The organism is Bacteroides sp. D55t1_190419_B8, assembly GCF_015558905.1.
In the GTDB taxonomy this organism is placed as follows: Bacteria; Bacteroidota; Bacteroidia; order Bacteroidales; family Bacteroidaceae; genus Bacteroides; species Bacteroides vicugnae.
On record NZ_JADMOU010000018.1, the window covers coordinates 100,794 to 117,002 of the forward strand.

Sequence of the window (16,209 nt, forward strand, 5' to 3'; positions counted from 1 at the left end):
AATTTCCCCTTAAGTTATTGCGGTATTAAAAAATATACTTATCTTTGCACCCGCAAACGAGAAAGGTGCCATAGCTCAGTTGGTAGAGCAAAGGACTGAAAATCCTTGTGTCCCCGGTTCGATTCCTGGTGGCACCACTTCTTAAGCAATCGGAATGTAGCGCAGTTGGTAGCGCACTACGTTCGGGACGTAGGGGTCGGGCGTTCGAGTCGCCTCATTCCGACAAAATCGGGGTTAACTAGCTGATTAGCAGAAAGTTATCCCCGATTTTTCAATAACAGCCGGGACGAAATCGGGACGGCTACCCTATATTAATCTAATAGCTTTTCAATTATCCCATTGTCTAAAATCAATCCAGACCATCTTCGTCATTTTGAGATCTGTCTTGGCTGAATCGTGCCCATAGCGGATACCACAGTTATAATGCACATAAGACTTTTGCAGATCAATGGCATCAGTAATGACAACAGAAACGACACCGGGCTGTGCATCTGAACTCAAAGAATAGATACACTGTTGTTGATGTAATTTCATACTGTTATTGATATGGCTTAAATAGTTCTGACGTAGCGTATAACCTCCCCATGTCACGTAATTGGGGGTCATAGCCTGCGCAGCATCAATCCATCGCTTTCCTTCGCTTGTTTCGTAAACAAAAGCTTCCGCTTTGTCGTAAAACTCACCGGGAATAAATTGCCAAAGTTTACTATACACCCCGTTTCCAAATTGTCCTTTACAAGAATAATCCATGGACAGAGTTTTATAAGATACATCTGTAGATGACTCTTTGCCAAATGATACTTGAAGAGCTTCCCAAGGTTTCTCTGCCAACTTGACGGGCGATACTTCAACAGATACTTTCCAAAAAGAGTTCTCTGTATAACTAGCTCCATGATTCACCGTTTGCGGTTGATAACTGACTTCCCGAAAAATACCTCCATCAGAGTGAATTGTCACCTCACTGGATGCTTGCCGCATCATGTTCCAGATATAAGCATATACATCAATCCCCTTGGGAGTTGTATAATCCTTGATATTAGCCGTAAAACCATTGCCGGCAGTGTTTGTTACACTCAATATGCAGTTATTGTTTTTACTATATATCTGAAAGTTATAGGCATCTATTGACCAAGCATTATCTATTATCACATCCGGAGTGGCGCCCTCTTTCATCTTATAAGGAACCGCTTGCATGGAATAATTCATATCTCCTTGAGCATAGCCATAAATACGATTATAAATTTCAATACGTTTCAAAGCTTCTTTGTCAGCCATCTGTGCATTGTATCCGGGATCTAATTCCAGACTTTCAGGCAGATTATCGACAGAATGGGTCAATAACCTCCGGCTGAAAGATTTCACTCCCTTGCCTATCATATTATCCTTAGCATAGGGATCGGCAGAAGGGAAGATACGATAATGCTGAACGTTATCATAGTTGATACCATAATAGCCCGGTTCCATATATACCCCTATCAAAGAAAGCATTTCATTTTTTTGATCCTGCGTAGTCCCGGTTGCTATAATGTAGAAATCCCGTTTATAAAACTTCAGCATACGAAATAAAGATACCGGATATTTGCCGGAAATCACATCATTGATATTTAATACAACCGTCGCATAGATATCCGGGTTCTTAATATCAGTATTAAGCTCCGTCTCCGGATCTGCCATTTTATCATAGTCAACAATCGTTTTTTTCCCAATCTCCCAAGACGCAGGAATGTTGTTAAACAGGCGGGAAGTGATATCCTTTACTTCAGCATCATCGGTTCCCATACGAATCAGGACGACATCTTTCTTTTCTTCGTTACTATAATTAGCCACCGGATCATCGTTGATATCATCCTGTACACATGCCCCGAAAAAAAGGCTTGCAAGCAAGAGTGTCTTATATAATATTCTTGTTCTCATCGTAATCCCTTTTTAATAGTTCGTTTTACCAATTATTATAATCAATCCATACGGTAGTGGTTTTATGCACATCTACCGTTGTATCATAGGCTGTGCCGGCACTACTGGGCAAAGGATGTAGGACGGCCTGTCCCCAGCTGGTGAACCAGGCTCCTCCACGCTGCAACGCCATCCCATCAGTAATTTCAACAGCTACCACACCTGCCGATGCCCCAGTTGTCCGAGCAGTGATAGCACACTCCTGTTGGTAATTGAGCAGGTTTTGATTAAACTGCAAATCGTTATCATAGTCGCAGAAAACATTGTCCGTACCTGGAGTACCCGCCACATGATCGTAAAGAATATCATACCATGCAGGCGAAATCATAGCAGCACCATCAATCATGCCATTCGCTTTCATAGCCTTACTACCCCGAAAGAGAGTTTCAGGATACCACTTCCAGCAATACTCCATCTCGGCATCGGTGATAGTACGAGTCACCTCCCGAGTCATCTCCGATAATTGATAAGTGATGGATTTCCCCCAACAGTAATCACCTTTCAAAACGGGGCTTACTCCCAAATCAAAGCCTACGCTCTTGCTGTACGAATGCCCGATGGTACTTTCGGTTTCCGGCAGCCCGGGTGCAAAATCAATCAGTTTCAGGTTCAGTTGCGAGCGCTGGCCATCACGGATGTTAATCTTCGTATAGGCATTGTTACGCAATCCCCAAATTAGTGCCCAAACTTCATACATGGGTGGATTGTCGAGCGATACCAGTGAATTGTCAAGCCTGTTGGAGAATCCATTGCCACCCGAACTGTAGACGGCAATCATATTATCTCCATTGGTCGGAGCATAAATGCGTAGATTATATACATCAATAGTCCATTCCCTGTCTACCAGTCCATCATACCTTTTATCATCTCTTGGAACGTAATTCCGAATTTCCGCCGTATAAGGCAAAAGCGACTCATATCCCGTCATATGATATTTGTAGTCGCTAGTATAAACATAAAAACGGTTGCTGATATAAATTTTCTTCATAGCATGCAATGCCCGCGCAGTTACTTCCGGAGCCGATGGATCATCTGTAGGTCCGGGAGCAGAAAACATATCACGTGTGTTGGGAATAAGCCCTCCAGTACCACAAAGTTTCTTCAAAGCATCCGGATCATTCACATCATAATAAGCGTACCGTTGCTCACGCGGAAAACTAACTTTATAATATCCCTTATCTACATAAAGTCCGAAAAGTTTCAGCATTTGTTCTTTCAAATCTTCGCCTTTGCTGTCATTGGCAATCAGGATCACTCCCTGACGATTGTGACGAACATCTTGTATCATTTCAGGAGTATATGTACCCGCGATAAAATCGGCAACATTGCCAACGATAGTCAAGTCATTCAGTGTATCTCTTGCCATCGCGACCAATGTTGCCGACTTATCAACTCCAGGTAAATCGTTAAAAGACAACGCCTTGTCATAGTGGTTCACTGCTTGCAGCTGATCTGCAATCTTCTTTGTTTCTGCACTTGCTCCATTAAGCCAGATGAGATAACTACCAGATTGGGCAGTTAGCTCGATAGCATCAGTCTCCTTATCGGTTGTAACCAATGAATCTTCTGCATTAATCGGATCGTCCATATCACAGGAGTAAAATGCAAGCAAAACAAACAGAAAAACAAATAAAGTTTTCATATTCGTATACATTTAAAAGTGAAACAATATGCCACATTCACCGACCAAATGTGACGATTCTGATTCCTTCGTCTATGTAAAGAGAACATACAGCAAAACGAATAGGTTCAGCCCAGTATATTCCAAGGTTAATATGCAGGCTATCAGAAAGAAATGATTTATGCTTGAAATTCCCATGAACACTATAATATAGGAAATTATTAGAACTTTCTAATTTGTATTATTTAATTGTTTTAGCAGCCCGAAGGGCCTCATCATAGCTATAGTCTGATATAAAAATTAATATATCAGTATAAATTACACAACAGAATACCGCTGTATATTATATAAAGTTTTCTAACCACTTTAGTCCCATTATTAGCATACAATTTACATTTCATCAGTTCAGCTTCTTCTACTGAACCAACCACATCAATCCATAAGTTTTTTTTTCATGATTTGATTCTCTTTCGTACGGTTCTGAATTAAACAAGTCATAAAATTTAGGCACGGATTACACAGATTACACGGTAGCTTTGCGCACTCACTACGCTAAAACCGTGAAATCCGTGTAATCCGTGCCTAAAAAGAATCATAAGCATTTGATTCATTTCCATACCGTTACGTTAATGATTATGATAGGATTTATTATCCTTTTGACCAAAAGATTTTCAATCTTTCTAATTAATTAAAAGTCAACCTTTTGCATCTTAGTCTTGACATTTTCTGCTCTTTCAGCCAAGCAGCAATCTTAAGATCGTAAAAGCCTTGATATATTCTCTTCTAAAAAAAGGTGGGGAAGCTTTACCTGCTATCCATCGGTACACAGATGCAGTAGTCGAGCTCGGCAAGTCAGCAATCCGTTTTATTGTATCAGTTTGCTAATTCGGAAAGCTTTATATACTTACTAAATGCCATGATTGATAAAATTTTAATTTATACTAATGTTATTACAAGATGTTTTATTAACTTCGTGGTGTTATTTTTATAACACGATGCAAACATGGAGCATTTATCTGTAAAATTCAACCAATTTATAGAATTTCTCTCTGTACAATTAAAAACAATTTAGCAAACCGATACATGACTGTAAAAGAAAGACTTATAAATTTTATAAAATATAAAGGTTTAAGCCAATGTAAGCGAATCAGATTTGGAGAAATAATCTATATAGTTTCAAAATACTAATTAACAATGCAATAATTTTGATGAACATTATGAAAAATAATAGTAAGAATGAAGCCCCGTTATCCGGGATGCAATCGGGACGAGAAAGTTCTAACCGTGAGATTTTAAGGAGTATAACTATTTAATAATCAGTTACCCTTGCGAGAGAATAATTGCGCGACAATTCGCCTCATTCCGACAAAAACAAAGGGTAGCTTTCTGGAGTACAGCAAGTTGCCCTTTATTTCTATTCAGTCACCTGAACAAATTCAGGACGGATATGTAATAAAAAACAACCCATTATATCATGAAAAACAGGATTTATCTCTTTACAGTAGCAGTAGCTTCATTTATGTGCATCAGTTGCACAAAGACTCAAACTATCCTTTCCGAGAATGAAAAGACAGTCAATCCTCCCATCATGGGATGGAGTTCATGGAATGCATTTCGTGTAGATATCAGCGAAGACATCATCAAGCATCAAGCCGACCTGATGGTGAAAAAAGGTCTGAAAGATGCCGGATATCATTATGTCAATGTTGATGACGGCTATTTCGGAAAGCGCGATGACAACGGGATTATGCATACCCACGAACAACGTTTCCCGAATGGGATGAAACCGATTGCGGATTACGTTCACAGCTTGGGAATGAAAGCCGGTCTCTATACCGATGCGGGCAACAGCACATGTGGCTCCATGTGGGACAATGATACAGCAGGTATAGGAGCTGGTATCTATGGACACGAACCACAAGACGCCCAATTGTACTTTGGCGACTGGGGTTTCGACTTTATCAAAATTGATTATTGCGGAGGAGATGCGCTGGGACTTAATGAAAAGGAACGATACACTTCCATCCGGAACAGTATAGACAAAGTAAACAAAGATGTTTCCATCAACATCTGCCGATGGGCTTTTCCAGGCACTTGGGCTAAAGATGCAGCAACTTCCTGGCGTATCAGTGGAGATATTAATGCACATTGGGGATCATTAAGATATGTAGTAGGAAAGAATCTCTACCTGTCAGCCTATGCCGGAAACGGACATTATAATGACATGGATATGATGGTCATCGGATTCCGTAACGACAGTAAAGTAGGCGGACAAGGTCTTACTCAGACAGAAGAAGAAGCTCATTTCGGTTTATGGTGTATCATGAGCTCTCCTTTGCTTATCGGATGCAATCTGGAAAACATACCGGATTCTTCGCTCGAACTGCTGACTAATAAAGAACTGATTGCCCTCAACCAAGATCCGCTGGGCTTGCAGGCCTATGTAGTGCAGCATGAAAATGAAGGCTATGTACTCGTTAAAGATATTGAACAGAAACGTGGGAATGTACGTGCAGTAGCTCTTTACAATCCTTCCGATACCATCTGCAGTTTCTCCGTGCCGTTCTCTTCACTGGAATTTGGAGGAAACGTAAAAGTACGTGATCTGGTAAAACATAGTGATTTAGGAAACTTCTCCGGTACCTTCGAACAAACGCTTCCTGCACACAGTGCCATGTTTCTCCGCATAGAAGGTGAAACACGCTTGGAACCGACCTTGTACGAAGCGGAATGGGCTTATTTACCTCTTTTCAATGACCTTGGCAAAAATCCTAAAGGTATTCTTTATGCCCATGATAAGGAAGCCTCCGGCAAAATGAAAGTAGGTTTCCTTGGCGGACAACCGGAAAATTATGCCGAATGGCGGGAAGTATATAGCGAAGATGGCGGACGCTATGATATGACCATCCATTATTTATATGGCAAAGGACGACAAATAGAACTGGACGTAAACGGCATCATTACCAAAATCGACTCTCTGGGAGAGGATAATGGTCATAACCAAATCACAGTTCCCGTCGAATTAAAAGCCGGATACAACACTATTCGCATGGGTAATAGTTATAACTGGGCACCGGATATCGACTGCTTCACTCTGAAGAAAGCGCTGTAATTTGACTATATAACCTCATCTATTAAAAGGAGCAATAACGGAATAAATGTGCCCCTAAAAGTTTTTCATCTTACTTTTAGGAGGCACTTTAAAATCCATTATTGCTCCTTTTTAGTTTAGATACTGTCTAGTAATCCGTATCATATTTGATCTCTTCATACTTATTCCTGTTTATTCCGGTGTTATCATAATCACCGCTTCCTCTCTTACATTCACCTGCAAACGTGCATCTTCTGTCAGAGGTGTCCAGACCACCCGCTTACATTCTCCTTTCTGCAGATCATTAGAGTGACGATCGCTGCCACTCAGATATTCCGTCCCCACTTCCGTATTCTCAAATGTCCATCTCCATACACCATCCAAATTCAAATAGAAGTTTTCAATTTTACTATCTTTTGCATGAAAGTCCAGTCCATTTCCCTGAATATCAAACGAACCAAGTCGGCAAGAATCCAATGATATGTTATAACGATTACCACGAACAAACAATGAATCTGTTTCAACATTTATCAGATTCAATTTCAAGCCTTCTGCATCAGCAATGATACTGGCCAGCGAATCCACAGCCAAACTCACATCAAAACCACTCACAAAGATATAATCTCTGTCCCGATACTTTTCCGGACTATTGTTCACATTAAGATCTAACTTCATAAACAAAGTATCATCCTTTTGGGTAACATTCAAATAGTCCCCTTTGGGATATGAAACCTGTTCTTTCCCTGACGAAGCGGCAGTAGATCCTATTTTCATTTCGCCGCTAATAAACACACGTCTCGTTTCAGGTACTCCATCCTGGCTGGTAAACACCTTTATAACATGTATGCCATTCAAATCCATCTTCACCTGTTCATTACCCAAAAAGGCTCCATCTTCCTGATACGGCTTCCCCGACATAAATATGAAAATAATAGTTGCCACAATTACAATCAATCCGGAAACGAGAAGGCCTATAAATATATAAGTAGTACGTTTCATAATATTTCGTCTTTATTCTATTTCTGCTTTTTTATAAACTCATGATACATTGTCTCTATTTCTTTTATCGGTATATCAAGCGTATACAACTGACGAAAGAAATAGTCCAATTCTTCCTTCAAAAAGGTATCTTTACGGAGAGAATGAATCAATTCTTTTGCTCCCGAAGCTACAAAATACCCTATGCCACGTTTATTATAAATAATATTTTGTACCTGAAGATAGTCAAAGGAACGCATCACCGTATTAGCATTCACCTCCACAATGGCAGCATACTCTCTGACAGAAGGAATCCGCTCCTCTTCCGGATATTGCCCCAGCAATATCTCATCACAGATTCTATCTGCAATCTGTAAATAAATAGCTTTACTTTCTTTAAAATTCATAGGTTAAGGTATTACATTCTATTAATAATTTCAGACTCCTTAAAGCGGAAATAAGCCAGTGTCCAATTCACCAACGCAAAAAAGATGCCGACGCCAATTACGATCCACATGACAACTTCCTGTGACTCCAATACGCCTCCTGAATAGTGCTTGTTACTGCCTTCCAACAACCCCCTACTCACCAAAGCAGCCACTAAAAAATATACTATGCCTATAATCGTTCCCGATGCAAATGTTTTCAAAAAAGAATTCTTAGGCCAAATAGAGCTACCTAACACAAATAAGGATTGAACAAAGAAATACCCTGATATCAGCGCTCCAAATTCCAACCCTCGCCTGCATAAAGTATAATATTTTTCATCACCAACCAAATGTGACAAGTCGACAGGAGTAATAAAATCCTTCTCCGGATAGGCTAAAGAATAGACAGCAAAGCGCGTATAGTCCGCCAACTTATAACATATCAGGAAAACAACCAGATACACAACCGTAAATACAAACCATCTGGAGAAAAACTTCTCGAAAGGAGTTGCCGGAATCATTAACATGGAAGTACGGCTCGTTTTCGTTTTCATCTTTTCCATTGTAAACGAAGCACTCAAACAGCCGAATCCCCACAAAGCCCAGATAAAAGTGACAAGAAGAAATACCCACGCCGGATCCTCCTGATAATTATAAGTACCTCTATACTCAAAATATCCATTCCAAACCATTACCACTGCCATCACTCCATACATCAACACCATACGAAGCACATTCGATCTCCAATTCTCCACCATCTCCTTACGGCAGAGATTTATAAAACGAGGCAAACTGAAAAAAGTATCTTTTATCATCGTCTTTTATTTTTGAGTGTGAAACAATCGGGCAATCTCTTCAGGAGTAGCCAGTGTAGCATTAAAAAGAAGTTCCAGGTTTAGTTCCGACTCGTCCTGCTTTTCATTAGGAAGGATCAGGTAGTTACCCTGAATAGTAGGAATTGCAAAAAGTGCACTTTTGGCCAATTCCCGATCATCACTCTCCACAAAGAAAAGTTTGTCGCAAATATTACTTGTCGACTCATCCAGCAACACACGGCTGTCATCCATAATCAACACATGATCGAGCACTTTGTCTATGTCACGAACCTGATGCGTGGAAATCACAATCGTTTTATCGTCCGACATACCTGATGCTATAAACTTACGAAACTGACTTTTGCCGGGAATATCCAACCCGTTGGTCGGTTCATCCATCAACAAAAGAGAGGTATTCGTAGCAAGCGCAAAACTCATGAACACTTTCTTTTTCTGCCCCATAGAAAGCGCTCCGAGATCAATATCTATATCCATCTCAAAATAATGAAGATATTTGATCATCTCTTCCTTACTGAAACGAGGATAAAAAGGACTGTTCAACTCAATATAGCTGACCAAAGAAACCGAAGGCAACTCAAATTCTTCGGGAACTAAAAACATATCCTGCAAAGTAACCGGCAACCGACGGCGCACATCTGTATCGTGGAACATCACTTTACCGTTTTTAGGAGTCAACAAGCCGGACATCAGATAGAGAAGAGTAGATTTTCCCGCGCCATTCTTTCCCAACAGTCCATATACCCTGCCGGATTCGAACGAAAGCGAAAAATCATGTAGTACCGCACGCTTCGATTTACGATAAGTAAATGAAAGATTTTCTACTGTAATCATAGTATTTCTGTTTAATGAATAATGTTCTTTTGGTGTATTAGTGTAATAGTACACCACAAAAGTAGACAATCTTTTGAATATTCCAATAGAAAAGAAGAAAAAAGTACAAAAAAAGGAGGAGCTAAGATCACTCTCCACTCCTCCTGTCACGACAAACAACTAAAATTATTCACTATTTGATGCCGTCCAATGCCCTTTTAGCAGTAGCATTAGCGGGGTCTATAGCCAGAATTTTACTCCAGTATTCGATGGATTTATCTTTATTAGCCTTTGCTTCGGCTTTCAATGCCGGATTTTCGATAGCTAACAAATAGTAATATCCAAGATAACTGTAGCATTCAACCAAAGCTGAATTGTAATGAGGATCGTTTTTGCTTTCCAATAAAGCGGCCACTTCCTCATAGAAAGGTTTCGCAAGTCCTTGAGTTGTCTCAGGGTCAAGTGCTGAATTGGCACGAGCTCTCCAGAAGTTACCCAAATAGCTGTCCGGCGCTGCTTCTGCAATTGCATGGAAAGTAGAATCGGCGGACATTAACGCTTGCTTGCGTTCTTCAACAGTGATTGCTAATGAATCAGGTTGCGTACCAGCACCGTAATAAAGTCGACCAAACTGGAACTGTAAGTCCGGAGTCTGTTTTTCTTTATCAAGAGATGAATAATATTTCTGGTAAGCACTGATTGCTTTCTTATAATCATTCTTCTGTTCGTATGCAGAAGAGATATTCTTATATAAATCCGTCTTTGTCGGATCCATCTTTACCGCTTTCTCATATTGTACCACTGCATCATCATATTTTTTCAGACTCTCCAGCAGATGTCCATAATACATATAATCCAAATATGAATAATCGGCTTTATCACATTCCTTGAAGAAGACATCTGCAGCCTTCAACGCTTCATCAAAACGCTTCAGGTCAGTATAATTATACATTGCCAAACGATTGAACGCAGCATGGTGGGCATTCTTTTGCAATCCCATATTAGCTACTTCGAGTGATTTATCAAAATCATGGTTCAAAAATAGAGCAAAAGCATACTTCACCAAATCTTCTTCCGTAGCAGTAGGTCCCATTGCAAAATTCGCATAAGCCTCTACCGCTTTATTAAAATCATTTTTTAAATAGTAAATCTCGGCTAATTTTTTATCTACAGCTGTGTTGGACGGTTCCAGTTCCTTCAATTGGTTCAGCTTCTCAATGGCAAGACTTGCATTGGCTGATTTATAAATATCTGCATATTTCAGATAAGCTTCCGTGCATTTCGGATCGAAATAAATTGCCTCCTCATACTTTTGAGAAGCCAGACCCGCATTTTTCTGTTTTACGGCAATATTTCCTTCCAATACAGAAGCAAGAGCCGATTTACCATTCGCTTTTCTGGCAAGAGCTGCATACTCCTGCGCTTCTGGAATCTTGTCAGCATTCAGATATGCATCTCCAATAGCTACCAGCAATTCCACATTTTTCTTATTTTTTCCTTTAATCAGATGCTCAGCTTCTTCAGCAGCCTGTGCCGGATTCGTCTGAATAGTTTCTTTCAATTTCGCAACCCCGGCCTGCCATTCGGCATCAGATGATTGCGCATAGAGCGACCCTACTGCTATAAACGCTCCAGCTAAAAACATTTGTACTCTTTTCATTATAGTCTCTAATTTTAGTTATTATTCGTCTTTCACGTGGACAATACGTACCGGCTGAGTAGCCGGAACAAGTCCGGATTTTAATATAATCCTCTGCCCTTTGTCGGATGTCATAAAAGAAGCAAATCCCCAAGGCAGCCCACTGCGAGGATCATTCAGCAATGCATAAATAGATCGTGCCAACGGATAGTTACCATAAAACAAGTAAGCCTGATAAGGTTTATAACTGTTAGCAGGAGTTGCTACATCCTCTGCACTCACTGACATCACTTTGATCTCTTCGCGAAAAGAAAGATTGGTTGTATCACTGCGGTTCCCCAACCAGTTTACTCCAATAACTCCCATAGCATCGGGATTATTCGCTACATAATCTATCACCTGCTGGTTGGTTTTCAAGGCACTGACGTTACCTTCAGCCAACTCTTTTCCACCACAGATTGAATCCATTGCAAAACGTACGGTACTGGAGTTCTTATTATCGAACACCACCTGAATCCCTTTCAAACGGGAATTCAGATTTACCTCTTTCCAGTTTTTCACTTCACCGGTAAGGATGCGGCGGAAATCACGTACACTCAACAAAGAATCCGGATTAGCACGATTCACAATCAATGCCAGACCATCCGTAGCCAATTTTATCTCGCGAGGGAAAAACTTACGGCTGTGGAATGAATTCATTTCTTCCTTAGTCAGTGTCCGGGTTGCAATAGCCAACCGGACACTGTCTTTCAGAAGTAAATTTATCGCTTCCACTTCAGTTGTGTAGCGAGGGACAATCCCGGCCAAAGGGTAAAGGCTTTCAAACACCTCTATCTCTTCTTGTATGATAGGTTCAAAACTCTCATCCGCTGCGATAGATACCACACCGGAAGAATAAGTATCCGTCGGTCCTTTTGACTTTGAGTTACAAGCACTCAACGTCGCTAACACAACAATTCCTATCAGCCTTAATTGTCTCTTCATCATTCTTTACTGTAGTTTAAACATTACCGGAACGGTGAACTTCACACGTACCGCTTTTCCATTCTGCTTACCAGGGAGCCATTTCGGCATGCTTTTTACCACACGAACAGCTTCCTTATCCAAATAAGGGTCTACACCACGAGCCACATGTACGTCAGAAATAGAACCATCACGTTCCACAACAAACTGTATAATAACGCGACCTTGTGTTCCATTCTCCTGTGCAATAGTCGGATATTTGATATTCTTACCCAGGTAAGCCATCAATTCAGACTGTCCACCGGGGAAAGTCGGCATCTGTTCTACCATATCGAAAACTTTTTCCGGTTCCGGTGCAGCCTGTGTTACCACCTGCTTAAGGTCTGCGATATCTTTACCGTTAGCCTCGTCATTACCTTTTACGTCGGCAATGGAGATAGATACTTTGGTAGCATTCAAATCTTCCTGGCTCTTGATTTCATTGTCTTCATGCACTTCTTCATCTTTCTTGATGACAGGAGCTGTAAACTTGATAGAACTCTTCAATGCAGGGGGAGGAGGTGCCACCGGTTCAACGCGTTTCATCTCTTCCTGTTTGATTTCAGGTTCTTCCAATTTTGACAGAGTAGTTACTTCTGTCATCACTTCTTTCTGCTCCGGAGTTGCCAACTTAAGCAGTGTAGGGATACTAAATCCAACCGCTGCTATGACCACTACAATCAACATAGCGACATTATGTCGTTTTGTTGAATTGGCACGCAGTCTATATGCGCCGTATGCTTGGTTTTTGCCTTCAAAAATCAGTTGACACCATTCCGAAGAAGCTAAATCTAATTTTGCCATTTTACTTTTCTTTTTTAGGTGTTACATCAATTATCGGCTAAGTTCTGTGACAATCCACCTTTCGCATCGTAATTCTTAATCAAGAATTCATCAGCTTCAGCGATATCTGTTATCACATATTTACCAATATTACATATCTGCATTTCGTCCAGCGCGTCAATCAGATTCATATAAGAAGCATCATCGGTAGCTTTGATAATTACGGTCGGTGTATCCTTTCCGCTCTTTATCTCAGAAACCTGCTTCTTAAATTCATCATCCGTGATCTTTAGATCAAGTTTTTGCTGCTTCAATTCCCTTACTTTATTGACAGCAACAGCATTCTTCTGAAGAAGTACGGCACGCAGTCCATCTGCGCCGTAGCTAGTTTCCTTCAACGAGGTATAATCCTTATAATTAGGTTCTCCCTCGTAATAATAGAGTTTGTTATCAGCTCCCAGCAATAACGTAATTGCTTGTGAAGCCTTCACCATACTCTTTTGTTGTTCAGTTATATCTTTGTCATTACTCGGCATGCTTATCTCCATCGTCTGAGGTTTGCTCAGTGTGGTACAAAGCATAAAGAAAGTAATCAGCAACATGTTCATGTCCACCATCGGTGTAAAGTCCACCCGGACAGATATTTTCTTTTGCTTGCTTTTTCCTCTTTTTCCGCCGCTCTCTTGTACTTCAGCACTCATTGTATTTCCTCCTTTTTAATTTTCAGATTCTGCTTTGAGAGAAGTAATCAGATTGTACCGATTTTCCCGCAAATCCTGAAGTGAGTTCATAACGTTCTTTATCACTGAGTATGGAGTCGTAGCGTCTGCCTTGATAGCAATACGTAGATCAGCGTTAGCAGTACGTGCATTACGTACCCACGATTTAAACTGATTGTCAACACTATCGCATGGAATACCTTCATTCTTTAAGATCTTATCCCGTTGATCTTCCGGGAGATCAAGATATTTCTGCATACTTCTGATAGGTACTCCAAAAGTAGAAGACAAGATAAATCTCTTCTCCTGTTCCGGAGTAAACTTAATGCCATACTCTTCACCCATGCTCTCCAATACAGCCTGCATATCCTGCTGCTTGTCGAGGCTCATAAATATTTTTCCTTCCGGATCAACCAGAATCTGGAGTACATTCGTCTCCGGAATCTTGATTTCCGATACGGAAGCCGGAGTGGTAACTTGTACTGGTTCTTTCTTCACAAATGTTGAAGTCAACATAAAGAAAGTCAGAAGCAATACAGTAACGTCACTCATAGCTGTCATATCTATGAACGTACTTTTCTTTTTAATTTGCGCTCTACCCATGATTAATAATAGATTTTATAAGGGTTCGCAGAATTAGTGAGTAGCAGCAAAAGTTTGCACGATAGAGAATCCGACTTCGTCGAGTCCGTAAGTCAATTTATCGATTTTGTTAGTGTAATAGTTGTAAGAGATAACAGCCAATGCACCAGTCAAGATACCGAAAGCAGTGTTAATCAAAGCTTCAGAGATACCTTGTGACAAAGCCATAGAGTCGGCACCACCACCAGCAGACAAAGCAGCAAATGAACGGATCATACCGATTACAGTACCAAGCAATCCCATCAATGTACCCAAAGTAGTGATAGTAGCGATGATCGGAAGGTTTTGTTGCATCATAGGCATTTCCAAAGCAGTAGCTTCTTCAAGTTCTTTCTGGATAGCCAACAGCTTCTGTTCTTTAGGAAGAGCAGTGTTCTTTTCCATTTCTTCATACTTACGCAAAGTAGAAGTTACTACGTTAGCAACAGAACCACGTTGTTTGTCACAGATTTCCTGTGCTTTCTTCATGTCACCTGCAGCTAAAGCGTCTTTGATATTAGCTACAAACTTAGCCAATGAACCTTTACCGAAAGCAGAACGAAGAGCAAAATAACGCTCGATGCTCAAAGCAAGTACAGTTAACAACAATGTCTGGATAATAGGTACGATGATACCACCTTTGTAAATAGTACCCAACATGTTCAACGGGTGATTGTTAGGGTCATTGTTCATAAAGTTGGACGGGTTACCTAATAGGAATTGAAAGATACATACAGCTATTACTAAACAGCAGATGATTACGATACCGGCATTCTTTATACCTACAACTTGAGTTTTTTTAGTAGTTTCCATAATAAGTTTTTTTGTTAAGAAATTAATTTTAGTTATTTAGGAAGTAAATATTTCGATTAGACACACTGCGCTACAGACCCTGCAACTTTTAAAAGGTAAAGTCACACGGTTTCATACAGAGTACGAAAAAAACGAATAAAAATAGGGGGAAAAGACTAAATAAGGATGCGTCTTAAAGCGAACACATAGTAGTCGCTACACGTAATGGAGTAATGTGGATCCTTATCCGAATAAAAAGATTTACTTTGATCTAATACTAAAGAGTTTTCTCTTAACACGAGAAACTTATGCATAACGTCTTTCAAGGAGTCATTGATTTCAATGATTCTACGCAGACGATAATTATTCGAGTTTGATTCTGATACGAGTTTAAGTCCTAATTCTACATCAGAAACAGATAAAGAACGGACGCTATCATAGCTAACAGACTGCCCATCTACAGAAGAGCGTTGACGGCTGTCAGAAGATAATTCTGATAATTGGCAAGAGGAGTCACTAAAAATACGGGGAGAGAAATTCATAGTATTCCCGCTTACGCTAAATGATAGCATCAGCAGAAGAAAAGCTAATATGAATTTCGGAGAAAGTTTCATTGTATTTTTAGTTGTTTAATCGATTACAATAGATTCAGCCACAAATGTAGCAATTAATTGTATATGTTTATCGTCATTCACATCATTTAAACATTAAAGTTTAACTCTTCTATAGAAACAAGCTACAATATGTTTTGTTCAATGAATTGGCGACTTAATGTGTTAAAAAAAACATATCCTCCGAATATCCAGAGTTTTAAGGAATTAAAAATCCCCTTCAATATTTCTACTGAAGGGGACTCTTTAAAAACGGCGGCTACCTACTCTCCCACTGTTACGCAGTACCATCGGCGTGACGAGGCTTAACTTCTCTGTTCGGAAT

The 16,209-nt window shown here is 40.2% G+C and carries 14 protein-coding genes and 2 tRNA genes; 3 read left to right on the plus strand and 13 right to left on the minus strand.

Going from position 1 to position 16,209, the window contains the following annotated elements:
* Positions 1 to 64: 64 nt before the first annotated feature.
* Together I2I13_RS15695 and I2I13_RS15700 are read left to right on the plus strand one after the other, a co-directional pair.
* Positions 65 to 137, plus strand: a tRNA-Phe gene (locus I2I13_RS15695).
* Between the two features lie 13 nt (positions 138 to 150).
* Positions 151 to 223: transfer RNA gene (locus I2I13_RS15700), tRNA-Pro, on the plus strand.
* Positions 224 to 327: 104 nt separating this feature from the next.
* On the opposite strand, the gene I2I13_RS15705 is transcribed toward I2I13_RS15700, so the two are convergent.
* Positions 328 to 1,914, minus strand: a complete 1,587-nt coding sequence (locus I2I13_RS15705) for a hypothetical protein (RefSeq protein WP_195649940.1) — start codon at positions 1,912 to 1,914, stop codon at positions 328 to 330.
* Between the two features lie 25 nt (positions 1,915 to 1,939).
* Entirely contained in the window at positions 1,940 to 3,595 is a 1,656-nt protein-coding gene (locus I2I13_RS15710) for an ATP-binding protein (RefSeq protein WP_195649941.1), read from the minus strand.
* A gap of 1,453 nt (positions 3,596 to 5,048) precedes the next feature.
* Here I2I13_RS15710 and I2I13_RS15715 point away from each other — a divergent pair.
* Positions 5,049 to 6,686, plus strand: coding sequence for an alpha-galactosidase (locus I2I13_RS15715; protein ID WP_195649942.1), 1,638 nt, complete (start codon positions 5,049 to 5,051; stop codon positions 6,684 to 6,686).
* Between the two features lie 171 nt (positions 6,687 to 6,857).
* On the opposite strand, the gene I2I13_RS15720 is transcribed toward I2I13_RS15715, so the two are convergent.
* From I2I13_RS15720 to I2I13_RS24535, 11 genes are all read right to left on the minus strand, one after another.
* Positions 6,858 to 7,664 (minus strand): hypothetical protein, encoded by an 807-nt coding sequence (locus tag I2I13_RS15720; RefSeq protein WP_195649943.1) that lies wholly within the window; start codon positions 7,662 to 7,664, stop codon positions 6,858 to 6,860.
* 17 nt (positions 7,665 to 7,681) lie between these two features.
* On the minus strand, positions 7,682 to 8,050 hold the full coding sequence (locus tag I2I13_RS15725; RefSeq protein WP_004296279.1) for a GntR family transcriptional regulator: 369 nt from the start codon (positions 8,048 to 8,050) through the stop codon (positions 7,682 to 7,684).
* An 11-nt stretch (positions 8,051 to 8,061) separates the two neighbouring features.
* Positions 8,062 to 8,886: a hypothetical protein gene (locus I2I13_RS15730; RefSeq protein WP_148367042.1), complete on the minus strand. Its 825-nt coding sequence runs from the start codon at positions 8,884 to 8,886 to the stop codon at positions 8,062 to 8,064.
* Between the two features lie 6 nt (positions 8,887 to 8,892).
* The gene (locus tag I2I13_RS15735) at positions 8,893 to 9,738 is read right to left on the minus strand and encodes an ATP-binding cassette domain-containing protein (RefSeq protein WP_148367041.1); all 846 of its coding nucleotides are present in this window, start codon (positions 9,736 to 9,738) and stop codon (positions 8,893 to 8,895) included.
* A 172-nt stretch (positions 9,739 to 9,910) separates the two neighbouring features.
* Positions 9,911 to 11,377, minus strand: coding sequence for a tetratricopeptide repeat protein (locus I2I13_RS15740; RefSeq protein WP_167511885.1), 1,467 nt, complete (start codon positions 11,375 to 11,377; stop codon positions 9,911 to 9,913).
* A gap of 21 nt (positions 11,378 to 11,398) precedes the next feature.
* Complete coding sequence (locus tag I2I13_RS15745; protein ID WP_195649944.1) at positions 11,399 to 12,343, minus strand: PstS family phosphate ABC transporter substrate-binding protein; 945 nt, start codon at positions 12,341 to 12,343, stop codon at positions 11,399 to 11,401.
* 3 nt (positions 12,344 to 12,346) lie between these two features.
* Positions 12,347 to 13,162: an energy transducer TonB gene (locus tag I2I13_RS15750; protein ID WP_148367039.1), complete on the minus strand. Its 816-nt coding sequence runs from the start codon at positions 13,160 to 13,162 to the stop codon at positions 12,347 to 12,349.
* A gap of 26 nt (positions 13,163 to 13,188) precedes the next feature.
* The gene (locus I2I13_RS15755; RefSeq protein WP_122138839.1) at positions 13,189 to 13,842 is read right to left on the minus strand and encodes a biopolymer transporter ExbD; all 654 of its coding nucleotides are present in this window, start codon (positions 13,840 to 13,842) and stop codon (positions 13,189 to 13,191) included.
* Positions 13,843 to 13,857: 15 nt separating this feature from the next.
* On the minus strand, positions 13,858 to 14,463 hold the full coding sequence (locus I2I13_RS15760; RefSeq protein ID WP_004296287.1) for a biopolymer transporter ExbD: 606 nt from the start codon (positions 14,461 to 14,463) through the stop codon (positions 13,858 to 13,860).
* 33 nt (positions 14,464 to 14,496) lie between these two features.
* Positions 14,497 to 15,294: a MotA/TolQ/ExbB proton channel family protein gene (locus I2I13_RS15765; RefSeq protein WP_148367038.1), complete on the minus strand. Its 798-nt coding sequence runs from the start codon at positions 15,292 to 15,294 to the stop codon at positions 14,497 to 14,499.
* 155 nt (positions 15,295 to 15,449) lie between these two features.
* The gene (locus I2I13_RS24535) at positions 15,450 to 15,887 is read right to left on the minus strand and encodes a hypothetical protein (RefSeq protein ID WP_148367037.1); all 438 of its coding nucleotides are present in this window, start codon (positions 15,885 to 15,887) and stop codon (positions 15,450 to 15,452) included.
* Between the last annotated feature and the right edge of the window lie 322 nt (positions 15,888 to 16,209).

What these genes read in the sequence shown, in the direction of transcription:
- I2I13_RS15705 (WP_195649940.1), bottom strand. Translation starts at nt 1,914, where the DNA reads ATGAGAACAAGAATATTATATAAGACACTCTTGCTTGCAAGCCTTTTT.
- I2I13_RS15710 (WP_195649941.1), bottom strand. Translation starts at nt 3,595, where the DNA reads ATGAAAACTTTATTTGTTTTTCTGTTTGTTTTGCTTGCATTTTACTCC.
- I2I13_RS15715 (WP_195649942.1), top strand. Translation starts at nt 5,049, where the DNA reads ATGAAAAACAGGATTTATCTCTTTACAGTAGCAGTAGCTTCATTTATG.
- I2I13_RS15720 (WP_195649943.1), bottom strand. Translation starts at nt 7,664, where the DNA reads ATGAAACGTACTACTTATATATTTATAGGCCTTCTCGTTTCCGGATTG.
- I2I13_RS15725 (WP_004296279.1), bottom strand. Translation starts at nt 8,050, where the DNA reads ATGAATTTTAAAGAAAGTAAAGCTATTTATTTACAGATTGCAGATAGA.
- I2I13_RS15730 (WP_148367042.1), bottom strand. Translation starts at nt 8,886, where the DNA reads ATGATAAAAGATACTTTTTTCAGTTTGCCTCGTTTTATAAATCTCTGC.
- I2I13_RS15735 (WP_148367041.1), bottom strand. Translation starts at nt 9,738, where the DNA reads ATGATTACAGTAGAAAATCTTTCATTTACTTATCGTAAATCGAAGCGT.
- I2I13_RS15740 (WP_167511885.1), bottom strand. Translation starts at nt 11,377, where the DNA reads ATGAAAAGAGTACAAATGTTTTTAGCTGGAGCGTTTATAGCAGTAGGG.
- I2I13_RS15745 (WP_195649944.1), bottom strand. Translation starts at nt 12,343, where the DNA reads ATGATGAAGAGACAATTAAGGCTGATAGGAATTGTTGTGTTAGCGACG.
- I2I13_RS15750 (WP_148367039.1), bottom strand. Translation starts at nt 13,162, where the DNA reads ATGGCAAAATTAGATTTAGCTTCTTCGGAATGGTGTCAACTGATTTTT.
- I2I13_RS15755 (WP_122138839.1), bottom strand. Translation starts at nt 13,842, where the DNA reads ATGAGTGCTGAAGTACAAGAGAGCGGCGGAAAAAGAGGAAAAAGCAAG.
- I2I13_RS15760 (WP_004296287.1), bottom strand. Translation starts at nt 14,463, where the DNA reads ATGGGTAGAGCGCAAATTAAAAAGAAAAGTACGTTCATAGATATGACA.
- I2I13_RS15765 (WP_148367038.1), bottom strand. Translation starts at nt 15,294, where the DNA reads ATGGAAACTACTAAAAAAACTCAAGTTGTAGGTATAAAGAATGCCGGT.
- I2I13_RS24535 (WP_148367037.1), bottom strand. Translation starts at nt 15,887, where the DNA reads ATGAAACTTTCTCCGAAATTCATATTAGCTTTTCTTCTGCTGATGCTA.